The following is a 17,542-nucleotide window of genomic DNA, read 5'->3' as shown; positions in this document are numbered from 1 at the left end:
GCCGGCTTTTCCCTTATTTTCGAATCAAAATGAAGCTTCCGCCCGGTCCTTCTTCGCCGATCTGGCTTCGCGAACGGCAAAAATGGCAACGAGCAAAAACGACAGCACCCCGTACACCAACACCATGAGCTGCAGCCCGATCAAATCCAGCAGCAGCCCCGTGCTCAGCAGAACGACCTGGAACACGACGCGGTCGAGCATGCTGCGGAACGAGAAAAAGCGGCCGTGGTACGCTTTCGGAATTTGCTTCTGGAACAAAGTCGCCGCCGCCGGGAAAAATCCGCCCGCAGCCAAGCCGAACAGCCCGAACGAAAGCAAAGCGCACAGCTTCGAATCGGCAAAAAACAGCAGGCACTGCGCCGCCGCCACGATCGCCGCAAACAGGAACAAGCGGTTCATCAAGCCGCCGCGGTCGGCCATCCACTTGACCAGAAAGCCGGCCAGAATGAAGCTGATCCCTTCCACGGCATAGAGCAGCCCTTTCACCTGCGCATCGTGCTGCAGCTCGCTGATGTTGATGACCATCAGGTTGAAGCCCCCGATGAACAGCGTCGGCACCAGCGTCAGCCAGAGCACCGTCAGCACGATCGGCTCCGAACGCAGCAGCGGCAGAAGCGCCTTGAAGCCGCTTTGCTCCGCCGGCAGCGCCTGCCCTGCCGGATCGCTGCCGCGCCGGCCGTTTTCGGCCTGCTCCGGCTCCCCGCCGGATACAGCCGCCGCCCCTTCGTCAGCCCCTTTCGCCCGCTGCAGGTCGGGCTCGGGCACGTTCAGGAAGGCGGTAGACGCAAGCAGCGCCACATAAGCCACGAAGGAGGCGACATACAAGCCTTGCAGGCTCATCACCGTCAGCATCAGTCCGGCCAAGGTCGTCCCCAGAATACGCGCGATTGTACCCGCGTTCATATGTACGCCGTTTAAGGCCAGCAGCTCCCGCTCCTTCACGATCAGCGGAATGACAGACTGCAGCGCCGGGAAATAGAACGCAGCCGATATTTGCAGCGTCACGGCGAACAGCACCATCCACCAGATGGAATCGAAATACAGTGCGACAAACATAAAGCTGACGCTGACAAGGCGCCCGGCACCCGAGATCAGCAGCACCTTTTTCTTTGAGGTTGTGTCGATGACCCGTCCGGCCAGCGGACCGAAGAGCACGCCGGCGAGCAGCCCGGCGAATAAAATAAGCGATTTATTGAAATCCGAAGGCACCTTCTGCTGCATAAACTCCAAGTTGGCAATAATCGACATCCACAAGCCAAGCCCGGCGATAAATTCCCCCGCCAAAACTATCCACACGTTTCGATTCTTCCACATATACGGTTCTCCCTTAGATTTGAAGCTGTCTCTGGATTGTATACCGAAACTATTAAAAATAAAAGACTCGTGCGGCAAAACCAAGCGCAAAGCCCATTCTCTCCGGTTATCGAAGGGAATGGGCCTTGTATCGCCTTGAACGGCATATTTAATCCAATGGACGCTTCGGATGCTTTTTCATCGATTGGTTGAGCTTCTTCCACCGGTCTTTCTCCGCCCGCTGCAAGCCCTTGTCTTCCTTACGGGCTTGGAACGCCAGCTCCTTCTGCAGCTTCACGTAGTTATGGTACCGCCCCCGGTCGAGCGTGCCGTTCTCCAGCGCTTCCTTGACGGCGCAGCCGGGCTCCTCCTGGTGCGTACAGTTGCCGAACCGACAGCCCTCGGCAAGCAAATCCACATCGCGGAAGGCGGCGTCCAAGCCGGATTCCGCCTCCCACAGCTGCAACTCCCGCATTCCCGGCGTATCGATCAGCAGAGCACCCCCGGGCAGCAGCACAAGCTCGCGGTGGGTCGTCGTATGCCGGCCGCGGCCATCTTCCTCGCGGATCGCCCCGGTGTCCAAGATGGCCTCGCCGTAGAGCAGATTGGCCAGCGTGGATTTCCCGGCTCCCGAGGACCCGAGGAGCGCCACCGTCTGCCCCGGCTTCAAATAGGCGGCCAGCGCATCCAAGCCTTCACTGCGTGCAGAACTTATCGCATGCACCGGCACTCCCGGCGCCACGGCTTCTACAGCGGCTATTTTGCCTGGTACATCCTCGCACAGATCCGCTTTGCTGAGCAGCACGACGGGCGCCGCGCCGCTCTCGTAAGACAAGGTCAAGTAGCGTTCCAGCCGCCGCACGTTAAAATCCGCATTCAGCGCATGCACCAAAAACACCGTATCGACATTGGCTGCGACGATCTGCTCCTCGACAGCCGACCCGGCTGCCTTGCGCGAAAACTTGCTCTCCCTCGGGAGCACCACGTGGACGATCGCGCGTCCGTCCTCCGCCCGCACCTGCAGCGCCACCCAATCGCCGACAGCGGGATAATCGGCCCGGCCGGCCGCTTGATGCCGGAGCCGCCCCGACACTTCGGCCAGCAGCTCTCCGCCAGCCGTCACCGCGCGGTAAACGTGCTTATGCTCCAAAATAATGCGCCCGGGCTCATGTCCGGCCTCACGGTAAGGGGCGAACGCCTCCTCCCGCCGGTCGTTCCAGCCCCAATCGCGCAGATTGCCTATGGTCAATTGTTTTCCTCCCATTCTTCAAACCGATAAAACTGTTGTATCATTTATTGTAATGAACCGGACCGACCGCATCAAAGTAAAAAAAGACTTCTAATCATCTTTTACCGAACCAGCCGTCACGGGAGTTTGTAACCTGATTGTAACTTTCTTGCCAGCCATCCGTCCTATAATCAAAGCATCAAGTCATTTACAACCCAGGAGGGACTTTTATGAAAACACCGTTCAAACTATTGACTCTCAGCATCGCAGGAGCTTGCCTATTGACCGCAGGCATCCCTGGTTCCCGGGTAAGCGCCGAGTCTTCCTCCGCGAGCGTTCCCGTTCAAGCCGTGCCAGTCTCCGCTGCCGTTCAGCAGGGTGCCGTCAAAGTATCGGCCAAGGCCGTACAAGAGAAGACCGACCTGTACTCCGCGGATCTGAGCATCCCGGTCATCGAAGGACTCAAAGATAAAAAGTACCAAGACGAGCTGAACGATATCCTGGAGCGTCATGCGATGAAAGACTTGGAACTGCTGAAGAAGCAAGCAGAAAATGATGCGGCCGAGGCCAAAAAAGCGGACTTCGAATTCAGACCGTACGAGGTCACCGTAAAATATGAAGTAAAAGCCGGAGGCGGCGCGGCCGATGCGGACATGTTCTCCATCGAAGTGACGACCTACGTGTATACGGGAGGAGCCCACGGTTTGCCGCGCACCGATACATACAATGTGCTGAATCAAGACGCCGCGAAGCGGATCGAGCTGAAAGACCTGTTCGGCGCGGACTACAAACAGACGATCGACAAGCACATCAAGGATGAGATCGCCAAGCATCCTGACGATTATTTCAAAGACGGCTTCGAAGGCATCGCCGATACGCAGTCGTTCTATATTCATCAAGGCAGCGCCGTCATCGTCTTCGCGCCGTACGAGATCGCGCCTTACGCCGCAGGCATGCCGGAATTCACCATCCCGCTGCCGAATCAAGCACCAACACCGGGCACCGAAGCGGGCAGCCAGCCGCAGAAGCTTGTCGTGAACGGCACCGAGCTGTCCACCGTCGATGCAGCCGTCTACGCGGACGCCAAAGGCACCGTGACCGTGCCTTTGCGGAGCGTCGCCGAAGCCCTCGGCTACGAGCTGAAATGGAACGCCGAGCAGCAAGCCGTAGAGCTGCAGAAGGGAGCCCAGTGGACGATCGTGCGGACGGGCAAGGATGAGTACGTCATCAACAAAATGGCTCCGGTCTCCCTGGGTACCGCTCCGGCGATCAACAGCGAAGGGAAAATGTACGTGCCGCTGGCCTTTTTCTCGGACATCCTGAAAGCGGACGTGAAGTCCGAAGCCGGGACGATCACGATCCGTTAGTTCCCCCCTATAGACCAAGAAAGAGCGCTTAACGGCGCTCTTTTGCTTTGCTTAAAATGAAATAATCGTACTCGCATTGATCCGACAACGTAACCCTTCGCCGATGCTCGAAGCCCGCTTTTTCAACCACCCTCCTGAAAGGGGCGTTAAACGGCCTAACGATCGCGACGATCTCCCCGAGCGACGTGATTTCAACCATCCCCTGCGTCAATTTGTCCTCTCTCTATCAGATACCTTCCCGACGGGGCGGATTTCCATGGAAACAATCGTTAAAAAGCAACTTGCCGCCTCTATAAAAAGGATTCGACTGCCCCGGCGGAGAATTAGGCATGAACACCAACCGACATCAAATCGGGAACAAAGGACGACTGCATTGTATGAAACTCGACCGGCTGCTGGCCATCACCATGCTGCTGCTTAACCGCAAACGGGTAAGCGCCAAGGAATTGTCCGAGCGCTTCGAAGTGTCGCTGCGGACGGTGTACCGGGATATCGAAGCGATTAATCAAGCGGGGATTCCGATCGTTTCTTATGCCGGCCAGACCGGCGGCTACGAGATTACGGACCGCTACCGGCTGGACCGCCAGCTCTTGTCCTTCGACGAGCTCCAGTCGCTCATCGTCGCGCTGCGCGGGATGCAGACCACCTTGGACGACCGGCATTTCGGCAGCTTGCTGGACAAAGTCGGCGCGCTTCTGGCGAAATCCGAGCAGGGAAGCGTGACGGACGCGCCCAAGCAGATCATTATCGATATGAATCCCTGGAGGAACGGCACCGCCGACAAAGAAAAGCTGGAAACGCTGCGGCAAGCGATCCGGGAAAACCGGCTTACCGCCTTTGAGTATACGAACGGGAAAGGGGAGCAGGCCGAGCGTCTGTGCGAACCGATGAGCATGGTGCTTAAAGGCTACGTGTGGTACATGTACGGCTATTGCCGGCTGCGGGAAGATTTTCGGATATTCCGGCTGTCCAGGATGCGGAATTTGCAGGCCGGAACGGAGACGTTCGAACGCCGCCAGCTGCCGGTGGGAGAATTGGATAGCCGCTGGACGCAGCGCGAAACTCGCCATTCCGTGAACCTCGTGCTGCAATTCACCTCAAAGGTCAGGGTTCCTGTAGAGGATTATTACAAGCCCGAGCAAATCGAATATGGCCCGGACGGGACGCTTATCGTTCGCACTTCCCATCCGGACGCGCACTGGACGTACGCCCATCTGCTGTCTTACGGCGCCGATGTGAAGGTACTGGAGCCGGAGGCCGTTGCCAGCCGGGTGCGGGAGGAGGCGCTCGCCATCGCGCGGCTCTACGAGCAACCCTGACATACAGTTGTCAGGGAATTCATGCTATTGTAAAGGGGTAAACTAAATTGCGAACACAGGGAGGAATTCGAGATGTTTATTAAAACAGCCGATTTTATAGCCGAATGGCAGCAAGAAGCTGCCGCTACCCAGAGAGTCATGGATGCCTTGACCGACGAAGCCCTGGATCAGGCGGTTACTCCGGACCATCGGACGCTCGGACAGCTTGCCTGGCATCTGACGACGACGGTACATGAGATGCTGTCTCGGACTGGCCTGGAATTCGCATCGGCCGGAGAAGACCAGCATGCACCGGACTCGGCGGCCGCTATCGCCGAAGCTTACCGGAACGCCTCTCAAGCGGCGTTGAATGCCGTCCAAACGCAGTGGACCGACGCCAAGCTGGCGGAAACGACGGAAATGTACGGCGACACGTGGCCGAATGGCCTGACCTTGCGGATTTTAATCCAGCATCAGATTCATCATCGGGGCCAAATGACCGTCCTGATGCGCCAAGCCGGGCTCAGAGTTCCGGACATTTACGGCCCGACGCGGGAAGATTGGCTGGAGAGAGGCATGCAGCCGCTCGTCTGATGAGGCTAACGCCGCGACGCCGAGCGTTTCACCCGACTGAAAAAGTTAGCCTGAGTCTAAGAAGCAAGACATGAATATGTAGCGTATGAAGTGAATAAGTGATATGATAGGTATCAGTAAACTGATATTTACTCAGATTACATCAGAGCATCTCAGATTGTCTCAGTTGAAATTTGGGAATACTAAAAAGAGCCGCTAGTGCGCCAACACTAAACGGCTCTTTGGATAAACGAAGCTGTGGTTTTCCCCACGGCGCGCATAGTTAAAACCTAAGCGAAAAACCACCGGTCAGGGTGAACTGTAACCCCCTTTGTGGACAGCATTGAAAAAGTGACTATGGTCTTAGGCAGCTAAGAGATGGCTTCTGAATTCATCAGGAGTCATCTTTTTTAATGTCCATTGATAGCGTTCTGAATTGTAATGGGCCATATACTCATTAACCTGTAGACGCAATTCTTTAAGAGATTGACAATCTTTGTAGTTAAGTTCGTCCTTCATATGACCAAAGAACGACTCCATGGACGCATTATCCCAGCAGTTTCCTTTACGAGACATCGACTGCTTAAACCCAGCCTTGGCGATGAGGAGACGGGTTTTAGGGTGTGTATAGTGTGTCCCCTGGTCGGAATGGAAGATGGCGTCTGGATGAATATTGCCGTCCAATCGTTTGAATAAGCGAGCCATGGTCCGTTCAACCAACGTTAACTCCAAAGTTGAAGAGAGATAGTGCGCCAATATTTGCTTCGTAGCACCATCCTTCACACAAGAAAGATACGCCCACTGACCGCTACCATAGCGCATGTATGTGATGTCTGTAAGGAAGACCTTCTCTGGTTCTCCCTGATCAAACTTGCGCTCCAGAAGGTTAGGACATGTACGATGTTCTTGCGTCGCTTTAGCCATCTTGCGATAGGGATTGGCTTGACGGATCGTAGCTACTAACCCGAACTTGCGCATGATACGACGAATCTTTTTATGATTCACTACTATGCCATTCAATTTCTCCAGCCTCATTTTGATGACCAATGCGCCTGCTTTTCCGTTCAAGGCTTCAAAATGCCCCTTAATAAGCTGGAAGTCGTATTGATCGGCTGTCTCTCGCAGCTGACGTGTTTCTTCAGAGCTGCACCAACGATAATAGCCGCTCGAACTAACTTCAGCAATTTGACAAAGGTAACGTGTTAAACGTCGTAACGCATGCTTACGAACCGTTTGATTAATGAGCCGAAAGCGCTCGGAAGGCGTCAACTCCTTACTGTTTCGCCTTTCGAGCGCTTCTAGCTTTTTTAAAAGCTCGTTCTCCGCTTCGAGGAGTTTAATCCGAGCTTCTGCTTGTTTCAGCTTCTCTTCTGCTGACGATTCACGTTTTGATCGTCTACCTGTACTTCCTATACCTCTGCGCTCCGCTAGCAAGCCAGCCTCACCGTACTTAGCATAGGTCTCTCTCCAACGGTATAGGCTCTCTGTAGGTGTCCTCTGACCGATGAGTTCGATATTAAAGCCTGCTTTCAGAAAAATTTCCATTGGTGGCTCTCCCGCTTGGTTAGCTTGCACCGCTGCGAGCTTAAAAGCTGGAGCATACGAGATGTTCCTCCCCGATACGCGGCTTACGTTCGGATTGGACTCCAACAGCCTGATCTCTACTTCAGTAAATCCTGTTCTGATTTTCCTCATGATGTTCATTCCCCGTGTTTTCTCGATAGTATGATTAAAACACAAAAACCCGTAAGAGGTCACTTTTTTCAAGTGTCCATCTCACGGGTTACAGTTTAGGGGCCAACCTAACTACGGTGGTTTTTTCGCTTGCTTAGCTTCCGTTTGATCAACTTGAACAGCTTCCTACCGCTCAACCATAAGCTGAGAATAGTTGCAATCCATTTGACTACATCCAGCAGCGCCACAAGGGTGACCAGGGCAATCACCTCCTTTGCAGAAGGGCTGCGCCGTGGTCACTTCCTCCACCGTTCTCCGTTATCCTGCTTTGCATTATAACACATGCCCACAGGAAAAAATACCCAATTTTATGATGCGTTTTGCTCATTTCAGTTATTAGATCAGTGGGCATTGTAAATCTGAGTGCCCGTCCGTCGCAAAACGTTCTCTTTTGCAGCTTATCTACCCTATTCCGGCATCTCCGCTAATGCACATTTTCCCGCCCACCCAATCACAGGGCCATTGACCATCATAAAGTATACTAGGCTAAACGGAAGGAGGATGGATGTATGAGCTGCGTAAAAGGGTTCGGCGGATTTACTTCTACGGGCGTAATCCTCGTATTGTTTATTTTGTTGGTAATCGTATCTTGTGCCGTCTGGTTCTGATTCGAGGCACAAAGCCCGGGCCGCGGCCCGGGCTTTTTTTCTTAAATCACGGGCGTCGGGAAGGAGGCTCGCTGCGAACCCCCTCTTTTGGCCTTCAAGCTGCATCATTCCGGTCATGGCTTCAGCAGACGAATGAACGCCAGCAGCGGCTGCGACATCCATTTCTTGGGATGGACAAACAGCTGCAGATCGAACCGGATATCGGGGTGGGTAAAAGGCAGCACCTTGAGGCGCCCTCGCCGTACCTCCTCTTCGACGACGATCTGCGGAAGAAGGGCTACGCCGAGCCCGTTCATCACGCACTGCTTGATCGCCTCCGGGTTGCCCAGCTCAAAGCGGATGAGAAACGAGACGTTGTGCGCTCTTAACACGTTCTCGAACATGCCCCGGTAATTGCAGCTTTCCTCCGACATGATTAGTTCGACTCCGTTCAGATGATCCACGCCTACACCTCCGGATAACTGCGTGAGCGGATGGCCGGGCGGTGCAATCAGCACCAGAGGCTCTTCTCGGATCGTCTCGCAGCTTAGAGCCGGGTCAACCGGCTTGCCGTCAAGCAGCAGGCCGATGTCGAATTCCCCCTCCTTCACTTTGCTGATGATCAGCGACTCGCGTTCCGCTTGAATGTGGATGTTCAATTCGGGAAACCGTTCCCTCAGCTGCTGCAAATAGGGAGGAAGGTAGTAGGCCGCCAGCGAATCGATCGTGCCGATCGTCAACGTCCCGCCGACCTGATTCCCGACGATTTCTTTGGACTGCGCATACAAATCCAGCATCTGCACGGCGAGCTTCAGCAGCACTTCGCCGGGCGGCGTAAGCCGAAGCAGCCTGCCGTGACGCTCGAACAAGGAAACGCCGTATTCCCGCTCCAGCTTCTGGATTTGCATCGTGACGCTGGACTGCGCATAGCCAAGCTCCTCGGCCGCCCGGGTAAAGCTTTGACGTTTAGCCACCTCACGAAACGTCTGGAGATACGTCAGCTCCATGTGATCTTTCCTCCTACTATCAATATTATTGATGATGACTATCACTTATTATAGCTAACTCCGATGATTCAAACCATGGTAAAGTAGAGCCAAGGAAAAATTATTTGAACTCCATGGAGGAATGTAAAAAATGCTAACCCAAGAGCAGCTAACTGGTGTTTACGTCCCGATCGTCACCCCGTTCGACAGCAGCGGCGCCGTAGATCTAACTTCATTCGAGCGGCATGTTCGCTGGCTTGCGGACCGCGGCATCCATGGCCTGGTCGTCAACGGGACGACAGGAGAATCGCCGACGGTAGCATGGGAAGAAGTCGAAGCTTTGGTGAAGACCGCCAAGAACGCAGTCGGCGGGAAGCTGCCGGTGATCGTCGGCACCGGAACGAACGATACCGCTTCGACCCTAAAGCGTACGGAGCTTGCGGGACAGCTTGGCGCGGATGCCGTGCTTGTCGTTGTCCCTTACTATAACCGCCCGTCCCAGGAAGGCATCGCCGCCCATTTCCGCAAAGCGGCGGAAGTCGGCATCCCCGTCATCGCCTACGATAACCCATCGCGTACCGGGGTGGGCCTTACGGCCCAGACGGCCGGAGCCATCCTGGAGCTGGACGGAGTGATCGGCCTGAAGGACAGCTCCGGCGGCATTCAGCTGCTTACGGAATTGTCCCGCTTGAGCAGCAAACCGGTGCTGTGCGGTGACGACTCCTATGCTTATGTGATGCTTTGCTGCGGGGCCAAGGGCGGCATCCTCACTGCCTCCAACGTAGTGCCGGAAGCTTTAGTAGAAATGCACCGGCAGTTCGCCGAAGGAGACTCGAACGGAGCGAAACAAACGTTCGAAGGATTGCTTCCGCTCATTCAGCTCCTCTTCAAGGAATCGAATCCGGCGCCGGTGAAGTGGATTCTGGCTCATCGGGGTATTATCGCCTCGGAGGCTCTCCGCCTGCCGATGACCACCATCAGCTCGAAGCTCCGGCAGGAGCTCGAAGCGTATTGGAGCCAAGTTGGTGAACCGGTAAAATAAATCGACGGTCTGAACAATACGAATCGTCAGATGCACGAAAAAGCCCTCCGCTGTAAGCGGAGGGCTTTTTCGGACCCAAACCTAATGTTTCATACGGGAAAACAAATCGACAAACGCCCCGCCAACGAGCCAGTAGCTAACGATGCAGCTAAGCACGATGAGGATAACGTTTTTCAAAAACTTCATTTCTTCAACTCCAATATCATTTAGGTTCGCCAACGATAGAAGCGCCAAGCTTCACCCGCTTCCGGCGTACGGTGCCTAATTGCGGCTCCAGATGTCATTGGACAGAAAGGCCGTCATCTATTAGACGATTGAACCTGCGAATAAGTTTCAAATTCATATTTTACCGCATTTTTACATAGTAAACCGAACTACCTCAGGAACGCGAATCGCCGCCGGCGCTTCTGTACCAAGGTAAGGTACTAGACCGCCGGCGGCGATGGTTTATTACATATTCGATTCCGTCTGTACGCTTACACCCAGCCGCGGGCTTCCATCGCTTTGGAAATCCGCTCCATCGAGATCATGTAAGCAGCCGTACGCAGGTCAGTTTTGTATTGGGTCGCCAGATCTTGAACCGCGCGATACGCTTCCGTCATCGCCGTCTTGAGCTTGAGGTTTACCTCTTCTTCGCTCCAGTAATAGTTCATCAGGTTCTGAACCCATTCGAAGTAGGAAACCGTCACGCCGCCGGCATTCGCCAAAATATCCGGAATCACCTTCACGCCATTGCCGAACAAAATCTCGTCCGCTTCCGGCGTCGTCGGTCCGTTGGCCGCTTCAGCCACGATGCTCGCCTTGATCTGTGCAGCATTGGCCGATGTAATGACATTCTCAAGCGCAGCCGGCACCAAAATATCGACATCCAGCTCCAGCAGCTTCTCCGGTTGAATGGCGAACGACGCGCCGTATGCGGACAGGTCTCCCTGATCCTTCAACTGTTCCACGCGGTTCAAATCGAGTCCTTGCGGGTCATGGATCGCGCCGCGCGAGTCGCTGACGGCCACAATGCGGCAGCCCAGCTCCGACAGCAGCTTCGCCGCAATCCGGCCGGCATTGCCGAAGCCTTGAATGGCTACCGTTGCGCCTTCCGGCGTCTTGCCCATATCCTTCAGCGCCTCTTGAATCGTGAAGACGCAGCCGCGGGCCGTCGCTTCGTTTCTTCCCTTGGAGCCCCCGATAATCAGTGGCTTGCCGGTAATGACGCCCGGGCTGTTGAAGCCCTTCAAACGGCTGAACGTATCCATCATCCAGCCCATAATTTGTGGGGTCGTGTACACGTCCGGCGCCGGAATGTCTTTCTCCGGTCCGACGATATCGGCGATCGCTTCCATGAACCCACGGCTGACGCGCTCCAGCTCGCCCTTGCTCATTTCGCGCGGGTCGCAGATGACTCCGCCCTTTCCGCCGCCGTACGGGAGGCCGACAACGCCGCATTTGAAGCTCATCCACATCGACAGCGCCTTAACCTCGTCCAGCGTCACGTCCGGATGGAACCGGATGCCGCCCTTCGTCGGACCGACCGCATCGTTATGCTGAGAGCGGTAGCCTTCAAATACGCGGACTTGGCCGTTGTCCATCTTCACGGGGAACGTGACGGACAGTACCCGTTTCGGTTGTTTCAGAATTTCTACGGCCTCTTTGGGCAAGTTTAGTAGAGAAGCCGCATGTTCGATTTGCCTTTGGGCGATTTTAAACGGATTTAGATTTTCGGCAGTCAGTGTAGTTACAGTCATCGATTCATCTCCATCTCCTTCTATGCTTTAACGTAATACTGAAATAATGAGTTGTTTTTTATTCTATAGGTATCGACTTCCACTTTCAACCGTTTTTTTTGACAATATTCGAAAAATTATCAGAAAACCTTAATAAACCTTTCATCATATGTTATTTTTATTTTAATAATGATGTATAATATAGCTGACGCACATCCAAAATTTGTATGACGGGAAGAGGAAATCATGCTGACGTTTGAGGAAAAGATTGTCGTGATCGAATCGTTTGCGGAGCTGGAGAGGAAAAACGTGTCCTTAGGCCGGGTAAACTATCACTATGAGCAGAGCGCTTATGACAAGAAGACTGTTGTATATCATTTGCATCCGAACGGCAACGGCTTCGTCTATGCCGGCCATCTGTCCGGTTACGACATTGATGAGCGGGGGATGGTGAACATCCGGGACTTCACCGCAGATGAGCTCCGCTCGATTGTCGAAGCCTCGATCCGCTCCCTTGCGCCCAAGACGGCAAAGGAACAAGCCGTCACCGGCGATGCGGAGATCGAAGAGCGCTGGATCGGTCCGGATAAGCAGACTTTGATGCTGCTGTACGAGAACGAGCTGTGGTGCGTCTATGCCGGTTTGAATCTCGAAGCGGCCTTCGAAACGTACGGGGAAGCCGAAGAATATTTAGCGGAGGAAGGCTTCTCGCGGCAATAGCCCCCTCCCACCTGCGAAGGACATGTCTGCCAAGGGCGGACATGTCCTAATCACAACTATCGGACAGCAAGCAACTCACGCTTCAAGCTGAGACGGACTTCTTCGATCCGTCAGCTCCCCTTCTCCGGCTGTGGCCCACCTGATGTGGTGACCGCTGCCGCGCCTGTTTCGGCCGACCTTACAGCCACCCGTCTCAGGTCCTCCACGAACAAATGCATAAGCCCCGGCCTGCGCCGGACGGCAAGCGGATGGTAGCTGACGGTCGTCGGCAGCCCGCCGATATCGTACCAGCTTCCCCTGAGCCGCTTGACCTCCGCTTCCGGATCTTGAAAAAACGCCTGTACCGCCACGTTCCCCAAGCAGATCATGAGCTTCGGCCGCTTCAGCTCCAACTGGGAAAGCAGGTGCGCCCTGCAGCTATTCCTCGCGGCCTCTTTGTCGTATTTGCGTATCGGCCGGCATTTCAACACATAGGTCACGTAAACGTCGTTCATATCGAGCCGCGCCTCTGCCGCACCGAGCTGCAGCGTGGCGCGGGTACCGCAGACGAAGGCGCGGCCCTCCCGGTCCTCCCGCGCCCCGGGATTATCCAGCAACATGATGATCCGGCCTTCCGAATTGCCCTCCCCCCATATGACGTGAGTCCGCTGATTCGCCAGCTCGCATAGCCGGCAGGAGGCCGCATACGGCGGTGCGGCTTCCTCCGGCAGAGCAATTGGATCGTTGTCGGTCATGGATTTGGCTTCCTTCCCGATAGGATTGTCGGTTTACAGGATGTTCCGGAAGTTCTGCGTTTATGCATGCGGCGCGGTGTAGTCTTCCATGTCTCCCTCAGACGAAGCCCGGTCATTAGAAAAGCCGAAGCAGCCCCCGGCTCCTTCGGCTTCCACCATGTCAGCTCCGCTACATCCGCTCCACAATCGACTGTGCCATCCACACGCCGGCGGCGCCCGCTTGGGCCAGCCCCCGGGTCACGCCCGCGCCGTCGCCGCCGCAGTACAAGCCGCGGATCATCGTCTCCAGCTGCGCGTTCAGCTTCGGCCGGGCCGAATAGAACTTCGCCTCCACGCCGTAGAACAGTGTATGGTCCGATGCAATGCCCGGCGTCACTTTATCGAGCGCCTCGATCATTTCGATCAGACTTTTCATCGTGTTGTACGGCAGCACGAGGCCCAGATCGCCCGGAACGGCCTCCTTCAGCGTCGGCTCCAGAAATCCTTCCTGAATGCGCCCTGCCGTCGAGCGTCGGCCGCGAATGATGTCGCCGTACTTCTGAACGATCACGCCGCCGCCCGACAAATCGTTCGCCCGCTTGCAGATTTCCCGCGCGTACTCGTTCGGCTTGTCGAACGGCTCAGTAAACCGGTGAGAGACGAGCAGCGCGAAGTTCGTATTAAGCGAGCCGAGCGCCGGGTCCTTGAAAGCATGCCCGTTCGCCGCCATCACCCCGCTGTGGTTTTCGACCACGACATGCCCCGACGGATTGCTGCAGAACGTCCGCACCCGCGTGCCGACCGATGTGTTGAAAATAAATTTGCCCTCGTACAAATGCTCATTAATCTCGCGCATGACGACATCGGCCGTCTCCACCCGGACACCGACGTCCACTTGGTTATTGAACATCGGGATGCGCCGCTTGCGGAGAATTTCCGTCAGCCAAGCCGAACCGTCCCGTCCCGGCGCGACGATCACAGCGTCCGCTTCCAACTCCTCGCCGCTGGAAAGCACGACGCCTTGCACCCGGTAGCCTTCCGCTTCTTTCAACGTCAGCACGTCGGCCACTTCCGTCTTGAACCGCATCTCGACATGCCGCTTCAAATAATCGTTGATCGATTTCAGAATTTGCAAATTTTTCTCGGTGCCCAGATGCCTGACCTGCGCCCGCAAAAGCTTGAGTCCGGCCGCATAGCCGCGCTGCTCTATTGAGCGCACGACCTCGGTCATCGGATCGGTGATCGTGTCGGGAGCGCCATGCCGCAGATTGAGGCTGTCGACGTAACGAATAAGCTCTAGCACCTGCGACGGCTGCAAATAATCGGTCAGCCATCCGCCGAATTCCGTCGTAATGTTGAACTTCCCGTCGCTGTAAGCGCCCGCTCCGCCGAACCCGGCCGTAATCGAACAGGCCGGCAGACAGCCTGCGTACTCCTTTTTCCCCGCCGGAGGAGGACAGAGCCGGATCTTTTCCTCCAGAATCGGACACCGGCGGCTGTCGATATCGTGCCCTTTATCGATTAACAAAACGCGTTTGTGAGGCGCTTTCAACGTCAGCTCATAAGCGGCAAAAATCCCCGCCGGTCCGGCTCCTACAATAATCACATCAAAGCGTTTGCCCATCTTCGCTTTCCCTCCATCGAACGAATAATCTCGTGCCTACCCGCCCGGAGACGCAAAAAATCCCGGCCTCGAACGGGTATGGAAAACCCGCCGCTCGTAGCCAGGAATTATCGGTTCCTTGTAGAGACCCCCGGCCCGTCATGCCGAAGATATACGAACAGTCTCATCTGAGACGCTTATTCGGTTTACATAAATTACGTTACTGGAATTTCAGATCAGTGTCAAGGGATTCTGTTAATTTTGTTCGTGTTTTACAGAAAAATTATACATTCTCCCCGTGATCTCGTCCAATATAAAATGAAATCCCGAACATTACTATTTTTATCCGCTTGATATTCCCATCATTCGAGAATCATGCCGCTTCTGAATGCGCCGACGCCCTTTTTGCGGCCACGAGATGTCTACAATAACTTAACACTATCTTCGAAGACGTTCCTTTGAGCCTCCAACACGGCTAAAGCCGAGGGATTCTTAGCTAGTTAACGCACGCAGGCCATTTCTGTTTTGTGCAGACTGCTAAGTTAAGAGCTAGCTCATTAGCTCATCCTAGATCAGAGCGTATAGCTATCTAGGCTGATAGACTGTTATCATCTATCGCAGGTTGGCGCATGATGTTGATAGCTCCAACTCTGTCGCGGTGTGCGCGATACCCGCATGAACACTGATACGTTCGGTCCATTGCCTTGTTCCGTTTCTCGCAGTTTGGACACGTTTGGGAGGTGTAGGCTGGATTAACTTCGATGATTTTGATCCCGGCCAATGCCGCTTTGTATGCGATAAACGTTTGCAATTGATGGAACGTCCAGTTATGCAAGTTTTTAGCGTTTTTACGACTTGTTCTTGTCGTTTGGCGAATGTTCGTTAGCTTTTCCATTTTGATGACCGATACTTGTTCTTCGATCGCCATGTTCACGATCTTACGGCTGATTTTGTGGTTCTGGTCTTTTATGTAGCGATGTTCTTTATTTTCTTGCTTACGGATCGCAGACAGTTTCTTTAACTTGCCCATCTTTCTTCTACGCTCTTTGTATTTGCGGCGAATGTACTTGTTCTGTCTGCCATTGCCAACAAATTTCGTCTTACCTATTGAGGTGACAACAACGGCAGGGATTTTTAAGCCCAAGTCAATGCCCATCACGACATCGCCTGTTGTTTGTTCTGGCTTTCTTTCAACAGAAATTTGTACATACCACTTGCCCGATTTCTCAACCACTTTTAAGAGGCCAAGCTTACCGCTGGATAGCAAACGTTGTTCGCGTTCCGTTACACGAGCCGAAATCTTGAGTCGCTGTACCTTTTCGTCCAACATAACAGGAAATGCAACACTTTGCTCCCCAAGTGAATAGTTCTGGTTATTTACGTAGTAGGTTCTGCGCTTGAGAACCGGTCGTTTTCCTTGCTTTTTCGTCTTTTTATGAATGCTTCGCGCATCTCGAATGGCTTGGTTCTTTACTGCGGATGGAAGTTTGGCATCGACATCCTTGGAGGTGAGCTTTGGAAATGTGCCCGATGCTTCCGCTTGCTCGGTTAGGAGATTGACCGTTTTGATGTATTCGCCCCCCATCTCCTTGAGCAGGGAAACATCGTTTGGGAATATTCGAATTTGAACGGTTACGGTTTGCATGGCTTCACCCCCTTGTCTTTTGTTCTTCCACATAACGTTTGATGGTTTCGCTCGAAACATTCCCTGCCGTACTGACAAAATAGGAACGTGTCCAAAGGCTTGGCAGATGCTTCAAGTGCTTAAATTCTTGACGCAAAAATCGCGAGGTCGCACCTTTCAATTTTGCCATAATGTCCGCTGGAGAATCCGTTGGTCGCACGTTTAAGAATAGATGCACATGATCGGGCATGACTTCCATCGCAACCATAAGCCAATCGTTTTCCTGGCACAACTCTTGCACAAGCTCTTTAAATCGCGCTTCTACTTGACTCACAAGTACTTTTCTTCGGTATCGCGGGCAAAACACAAAATGATAGTTGATGAGTGATACGGTTGTTGTCGTTCTTCTATATTCTTGTCCCATACACCGATTGTATCAGTTCGAATATACAACTGCAACAATCAAAAAGAATGTAGAATAACGAAGCTGCCTATCGCCAAAAATTGTGATCGGCTTCCTCGTAGTACCCCTGCTGCTCGGCGTCATCGGCGGCATGTCCTTCTACTCTTTGCGGTCCGTGAACCACTCATACTCCGACTTGACCTGCAGCGATATTCAAGCGGCGTTGGATACCCACGTCATTCAGTTCGACGCCGCGCAGCAGATGAACTTCCTCAATGCGTACTTCGTCGTACAGGAAAGCCAGTATTTTCAGGGGTCTCAGCGAACGAACGCGGATTTGAGCGAATTCGCGGACAAAGTGGTCGCCTTGCTGAAAACAGACTCGAAGCATCCGCGGGCAGATGGAGGATGTGGCCGCCGCCTCAAGCAAAATGGCCGAGGACAGCGGCCACATCGCCGGCTCCATCGGATCGATCGCTGCGGCTGCAACGGCTAACGCTGAAGGAACCCAACATATCGCCGGAGCCAGCGGCAAGCAGCTGGATGCCATGGCGGAAATCGCGGCGTCGGCCGGGCACTTGCTGGAGATGGCCCAAGAGCTTCAGCAATCGATCCACCGCTTTAAAGTTTGAAGCCGGTAAGCAAAAAAACGG

General features: G+C 54.2%; 17 protein-coding genes and 1 riboswitch. Of the genes, 7 read left to right on the top strand and 10 right to left on the bottom strand.

What is annotated here, in order from left to right:
- Positions 1-24 precede the first annotated feature (24 nt).
- Positions 25-1,314, bottom strand: a complete 1,290-nt coding sequence (locus ET33_RS24385; RefSeq protein WP_036688043.1) for an MFS transporter — start codon at positions 1,312-1,314, stop codon at positions 25-27.
- Between the two features lie 148 nt (positions 1,315-1,462).
- Complete coding sequence (rsgA, locus tag ET33_RS24380) at positions 1,463-2,542, bottom strand: ribosome small subunit-dependent GTPase A (RefSeq protein ID WP_081890468.1); 1,080 nt, start codon at positions 2,540-2,542, stop codon at positions 1,463-1,465.
- A gap of 209 nt (positions 2,543-2,751) precedes the next feature.
- Between rsgA and ET33_RS24375 the strand changes: the two genes are divergently transcribed.
- Positions 2,752-3,888: a stalk domain-containing protein gene (locus ET33_RS24375; RefSeq protein ID WP_036688038.1), complete on the top strand. Its 1,137-nt coding sequence runs from the start codon at positions 2,752-2,754 to the stop codon at positions 3,886-3,888.
- 28 nt (positions 3,889-3,916) lie between these two features.
- Here the strand turns inward: ET33_RS24375 and ET33_RS24370 are convergent, their stop codons facing one another.
- Positions 3,917-4,099: a hypothetical protein gene (locus tag ET33_RS24370; RefSeq protein ID WP_036688035.1), complete on the bottom strand. Its 183-nt coding sequence runs from the start codon at positions 4,097-4,099 to the stop codon at positions 3,917-3,919.
- Between the two features lie 118 nt (positions 4,100-4,217).
- Here ET33_RS24370 and ET33_RS24365 point away from each other — a divergent pair, with 118 nt between their 5' ends.
- Both ET33_RS24365 and ET33_RS24360 read left to right on the top strand, forming a co-directional pair.
- Positions 4,218-5,207, top strand: a complete 990-nt coding sequence (locus ET33_RS24365) for a helix-turn-helix transcriptional regulator (RefSeq protein WP_036688032.1) — start codon at positions 4,218-4,220, stop codon at positions 5,205-5,207.
- A 72-nt stretch (positions 5,208-5,279) separates the two neighbouring features.
- Positions 5,280-5,780, top strand: coding sequence for a DinB family protein (locus ET33_RS24360; RefSeq protein ID WP_036688031.1), 501 nt, complete (start codon positions 5,280-5,282; stop codon positions 5,778-5,780).
- A gap of 342 nt (positions 5,781-6,122) precedes the next feature.
- Here the strand turns inward: ET33_RS24360 and ET33_RS24355 are convergent, their stop codons facing one another.
- Complete coding sequence (locus ET33_RS24355) at positions 6,123-7,454, bottom strand: IS3 family transposase (RefSeq protein WP_036688441.1); 1,332 nt, start codon at positions 7,452-7,454, stop codon at positions 6,123-6,125.
- Positions 7,455-8,002: 548 nt separating this feature from the next.
- Here ET33_RS24355 and ET33_RS37715 point away from each other — a divergent pair.
- Positions 8,003-8,101: a hypothetical protein gene (locus ET33_RS37715; protein WP_054974735.1), complete on the top strand. Its 99-nt coding sequence runs from the start codon at positions 8,003-8,005 to the stop codon at positions 8,099-8,101.
- Positions 8,102-8,214: 113 nt separating this feature from the next.
- Here ET33_RS37715 and ET33_RS24345 read toward each other — a convergent pair whose 3' ends face one another.
- Positions 8,215-9,087, bottom strand: coding sequence for a LysR family transcriptional regulator (locus tag ET33_RS24345; RefSeq protein ID WP_036688026.1), 873 nt, complete (start codon positions 9,085-9,087; stop codon positions 8,215-8,217).
- A gap of 130 nt (positions 9,088-9,217) precedes the next feature.
- On the opposite strand from ET33_RS24345, the gene dapA reads away from it, so the two are divergent.
- On the top strand, positions 9,218-10,108 hold the full coding sequence (gene dapA / locus ET33_RS24340) for a 4-hydroxy-tetrahydrodipicolinate synthase (RefSeq protein ID WP_036688024.1): 891 nt from the start codon (positions 9,218-9,220) through the stop codon (positions 10,106-10,108).
- Positions 10,109-10,584: 476 nt separating this feature from the next.
- Here dapA and ET33_RS24335 read toward each other — a convergent pair whose 3' ends face one another.
- A complete protein-coding gene (locus tag ET33_RS24335; protein ID WP_036688021.1) occupies positions 10,585-11,847 on the bottom strand; it encodes a Glu/Leu/Phe/Val family dehydrogenase in 1,263 nt (420 codons plus the stop codon).
- A 225-nt stretch (positions 11,848-12,072) separates the two neighbouring features.
- On the opposite strand from ET33_RS24335, the gene ET33_RS24330 reads away from it, so the two are divergent.
- The gene (locus ET33_RS24330; RefSeq protein WP_036688018.1) at positions 12,073-12,546 is read left to right on the top strand and encodes a hypothetical protein; all 474 of its coding nucleotides are present in this window, start codon (positions 12,073-12,075) and stop codon (positions 12,544-12,546) included.
- 110 nt (positions 12,547-12,656) lie between these two features.
- On the opposite strand, the gene ET33_RS24325 is transcribed toward ET33_RS24330, so the two are convergent.
- The 4 genes from ET33_RS24325 to tnpA form a co-directional block, all read right to left on the bottom strand.
- The gene (locus ET33_RS24325; RefSeq protein WP_051775571.1) at positions 12,657-13,280 is read right to left on the bottom strand and encodes a uracil-DNA glycosylase; all 624 of its coding nucleotides are present in this window, start codon (positions 13,278-13,280) and stop codon (positions 12,657-12,659) included.
- 169 nt (positions 13,281-13,449) lie between these two features.
- Complete coding sequence (locus ET33_RS24320) at positions 13,450-14,883, bottom strand: NAD(P)/FAD-dependent oxidoreductase (protein WP_036688016.1); 1,434 nt, start codon at positions 14,881-14,883, stop codon at positions 13,450-13,452.
- Between the two features lie 77 nt (positions 14,884-14,960).
- Positions 14,961-15,060, bottom strand: a riboswitch (purine riboswitch).
- Positions 15,061-15,451: 391 nt separating this feature from the next.
- Positions 15,452-16,507, bottom strand: a complete 1,056-nt coding sequence (locus ET33_RS24315) for an RNA-guided endonuclease InsQ/TnpB family protein (protein WP_036688014.1) — start codon at positions 16,505-16,507, stop codon at positions 15,452-15,454.
- Between the two features lie 4 nt (positions 16,508-16,511).
- Positions 16,512-16,910 carry an IS200/IS605 family transposase gene (gene tnpA, locus ET33_RS24310; RefSeq protein ID WP_036688012.1) on the bottom strand — a complete coding sequence of 133 codons (399 nt, stop codon included), beginning with the start codon at positions 16,908-16,910 and terminating at the stop codon, positions 16,512-16,514.
- Positions 16,911-17,290: 380 nt separating this feature from the next.
- Between tnpA and ET33_RS24300 the strand changes: the two genes are divergently transcribed.
- On the top strand, positions 17,291-17,521 hold the full coding sequence (locus tag ET33_RS24300; protein WP_036688008.1) for a hypothetical protein: 231 nt from the start codon (positions 17,291-17,293) through the stop codon (positions 17,519-17,521).
- Positions 17,522-17,542 lie beyond the last annotated feature (21 nt).

Source organism: Paenibacillus tyrphae (assembly GCF_000722545.1).
GTDB classification, from domain to species: domain Bacteria; phylum Bacillota; class Bacilli; order Paenibacillales; family NBRC-103111; genus Paenibacillus_G; species Paenibacillus_G tyrfis.
This window is presented reverse-complemented; position numbering and strand designations above follow the sequence as displayed.